The following is a 3,195-nucleotide window of genomic DNA, read 5'->3' on the forward strand; positions in this document are numbered from 1 at the left end:
CATGGTGCTCTCCACTCTTCGTAAGCGTGAACGCCTATCTGCTTGCGGGGGGGCTCACTATTTTAGACCCCAGCCGATCTTCACTTCTTTCAGGCGAGTCATTTCGACCTGAAACAGCCGCCGCACTCGATAGCCAGAGCGTCAAGACGACCGCGAGCGGCGGCCCACGCCGCTATGACGCGGGAAAGAAGATGTCCTTCGACAAACTCAGGATGAGGGGGCCGCAAGCGTCAGGCCCTGGTGGACACGGACGGCCGCGCCCTTGTGCTGGAGCCGCCGCCCGCAGACGTTCAGGATCGCGATGGCGCTGGACCGGTGCTGCGCCTGTCGCGCCGCTTGTTCCCGTTCATCGCTACGGCGTTTGCCGACACGGGCTACGCTGGTGACGCGCCGGCCAGCGCCACGATCATCACCGTCGAGATCGTGCGCAAGCCGTCTGGGCAGGTCGGTTTCGCCGTGCAGCCCCGCAGGTGGGTTGTGGAACGCTTCTTCGCCTGGATCAGCCGCAACCGGCGCCTTTGGAAGGATCCTGAGGCGCCCCTCGCCTGGACTAAGGCCTTCTTCTGCGCCACTGCTGTCATGATCCTAGTCGAGCCGGCTCCGAGAATCATATGTTTCACGCGCGTCTCATGGTGCGCCCGATACCCGTGCGTCCACATCTGCTCTTCTCTCCTTTGGATTGTTAACTATAGTATAGGTTGCGCCATTTGATTGGTGTCTTGGTCTTGGTCTTGGTCTTGGTCTTGGTCTTGGTCTTGGTCTTGGTCTTGGTCTTGGTCTTGGTCGTAATTCCTGTACTGATTTTCGGTGTCAAAATCTTTCTCGTACCTTAGCCTCTGGCATTTCTCGTAGTCTAGCCTCAGGCAGGAGCTACCGATCTCGCCGGTATATTCGTGTCTTGAACTATTATGCGAGCGCCCATGAAGAGTGCCCGCCATAGCTGCCGAATAGGCTATCACAGCGCTCACAGCAACAATTGAACCCAGAGCCACCTTCTTCATATCGCAGTTTTCCATCATTATGCTCCATATTTTCTCAGCCCCTGTTGGCTGTAGAGCTATCAGCGTTCTGGTGACAGGATGAAATCATATGCGCAGCAACAGATGTTATTACTGCATCAGCATGCAGGACAAATTGTTATGATGTCAAGTAGGTATAATCAGATTTTTTGGGGAATTTTCTCTATGTAAGAATTTGGCGGCGGAAATCAAAGCTTGGACAGCAGGTGTAGATTTGCCTTGTCAAAAGCAGGATGTCCCAGGACAAATGCGCTACATAATGGAATATAGCAAAACATGTGTTTTTAATTTATGTTGCGGTAGATTTTTCGACAAGATCTGGGCCATTTTTCTCGCACGCACAAAAGAAAGCGCCACCACGTGGCTGGCGGATCATAGACAAGCCGACGATGCAGGGCACCCGTCGATTACGGTCGACGGGTGCCCTTCCCCCCTTCTCAGCAAGGCAAGCTCGTTTGAGCGCCTGAAGCTGCGCACCCAGGGCAGCTGTGGGCGGTGCGCCTCCAGATGCGCAGGACGGGGCGCAGCGAGGCCACAGCCCCAATGTGGGCCCCCTGATGCGTCAGTGGACCCGCGAGGGAGCCTGGGGCTCGGGCTGCTTCGGCTTGCTGACCCGCGAGGAAGCCTGGGGCTCGGGCTGCTTCGGCTTGCTGACCCGCGAGGAAGCCTGGGGCTCGGGCTGCTTCGGCTTGCTGATAAGCACCATCAACTCTGCTTTGATATCATTCCAAGACGCCTTCTCCATCAATCTGAAGAGATGGTCGGTGCCGTCCCCGAGCGCTTCGACAATCAGCGCTGCGGCCTCCGCGGCGGCCCCCGGCGTCTTCTGCCGCCCTCCCTCTGTGGGGTGCAAGACACAGCATTGTGTTTCTCCCGCTTGGTGTTTCTCCCGCTTGTTCGGGGCGACTGTCTTCTTCGTGGAGAGCTTGAAATCCCGGATCTTTTTGGCAGCTACGTCCTTGTCGGTGCAGCCGCTCTCCTGGAACTCACGGATGATCTCGTTCCGGACGTCGTTTGGTACGCTCTTGGCCGCGAGGTCATACACTGTTGTGCTCGGCAAATGCGAAATGATTTCGGATTTGTCGGCGAAGACCTCAGCCGCACGCATATAGTTCTGCGCTGTGCGATCGGTCCACCGGAGTTCTGTGCGGACCCAGGGGCCGAACGCACCGTGGCCGAGGAGACCCTTCATGTGGAGAAGAGTGAGACCAACCTCGATGATGAAGGCATTCCCCCGCTCGCGAAGGCGATGCGCGGTGTCGCGCGCCTCTTTCGCCACACTGCTTTCAAGACCCGCGTAGTTGAAGCCGATCTTCATGATTTTAGGCATACTTTCTGTCCAAGACATCATGCGGAGAGGATCGCGACCAGTTTCGATTAGACTGATCCGCTCCCACTCGCGACTGGGACAAGCGACATTGCATGCCCCTTGTTTCAGACCGCTCCTGGCATCTATCAGGATAGGTCAGCGTACATCCTGACCTGAGGCGAGATGTTTATCAAGCGGGATACTGGGAAACCCATGCGTGTTCTATGGAAAAAGGCTGCATGAGGTGCTGAAGAGATTACAATACGATTCTAAGGGATTTTCCGCCGCGAGCATCTCTTTCGATTGCTGGCGCGTACTGACGGATAGTGGCGGCCTGGAGCGGGTTACCCATCATCTGGTGATGCGCTATTGAGAAAAAGCGGGGAGAGAAGACAGCCCAACTCTCGCGATCGTCGATGCACAATCGGTGAAGCGCGACGCGCCGCAGAGCGGGTGCGGCTCCGATGCTGACAGGAAGGTGATAGGCCGGTGATAGGCCGCAAGTGTACCGCCCGCGGTTTGTGATACCGCCGCGCTTTGTCGGTGACTCGAACGTGAGTTGGTTGTGAGGCGCGTCTGTGCTGGCCTGCTGCCTGTGCAGCAGGAGGCCGCGATGGCACGACCGGGCCTGACGATCCGCACCGATCTCGCGAGCCCCGCTGAGTTGCGTCGCTTGGCCCGGCGCGAGCCCCGCCGCCGCACGATGCAGCGCCTCCTGGCCGTGGCCAACGCGCTGGAGGGCATGAGCCGTGCCGACGAGCTATGCGGGAGATTGGGTGACGCGCTTGGCGTGAAGGCGGCGTATCGAGGCGGGGTGTCGAAGCCTGCCAGAACCTCTCAGCGAGAGCGATACGCCTATGACCACTC

At 58.1% G+C, this 3,195-nt stretch carries 2 protein-coding genes and 1 pseudogene; 2 read left to right on the top strand and 1 reads right to left on the bottom strand.

Annotated features, from left to right (window positions below):
• Positions 1-113 precede the first annotated feature (113 nt).
• Positions 114-591 (top strand): annotated as a pseudogene (locus MET2598_RS37990) (transposase); the annotation flags it as partial.
• 990 nt (positions 592-1,581) lie between these two features.
• On the opposite strand, the gene MET2598_RS0135365 reads toward MET2598_RS37990, so the two are convergent.
• Complete coding sequence (locus tag MET2598_RS0135365) at positions 1,582-2,349, bottom strand: DUF3102 domain-containing protein (protein ID WP_036271126.1); 768 nt, start codon at positions 2,347-2,349, stop codon at positions 1,582-1,584.
• 592 nt (positions 2,350-2,941) lie between these two features.
• Between MET2598_RS0135365 and MET2598_RS42550 the strand changes: the two genes are divergently transcribed.
• Positions 2,942-3,195, top strand: a 254-nt coding sequence (locus tag MET2598_RS42550) for a hypothetical protein (protein WP_210163417.1), incomplete at its 3' end; no start/stop codon positions are given.

Origin of the sequence: Methylobacterium sp. WSM2598 (assembly GCF_000379105.1) — a bacterium.
Classification (GTDB): Bacteria; Pseudomonadota; Alphaproteobacteria; order Rhizobiales; family Beijerinckiaceae; genus Methylobacterium.

What these genes read in the sequence shown, in the direction of transcription:
- MET2598_RS0135365 (WP_036271126.1), bottom strand. Translation starts at nt 2,349, where the DNA reads ATGCCTAAAATCATGAAGATCGGCTTCAACTACGCGGGTCTTGAAAGC.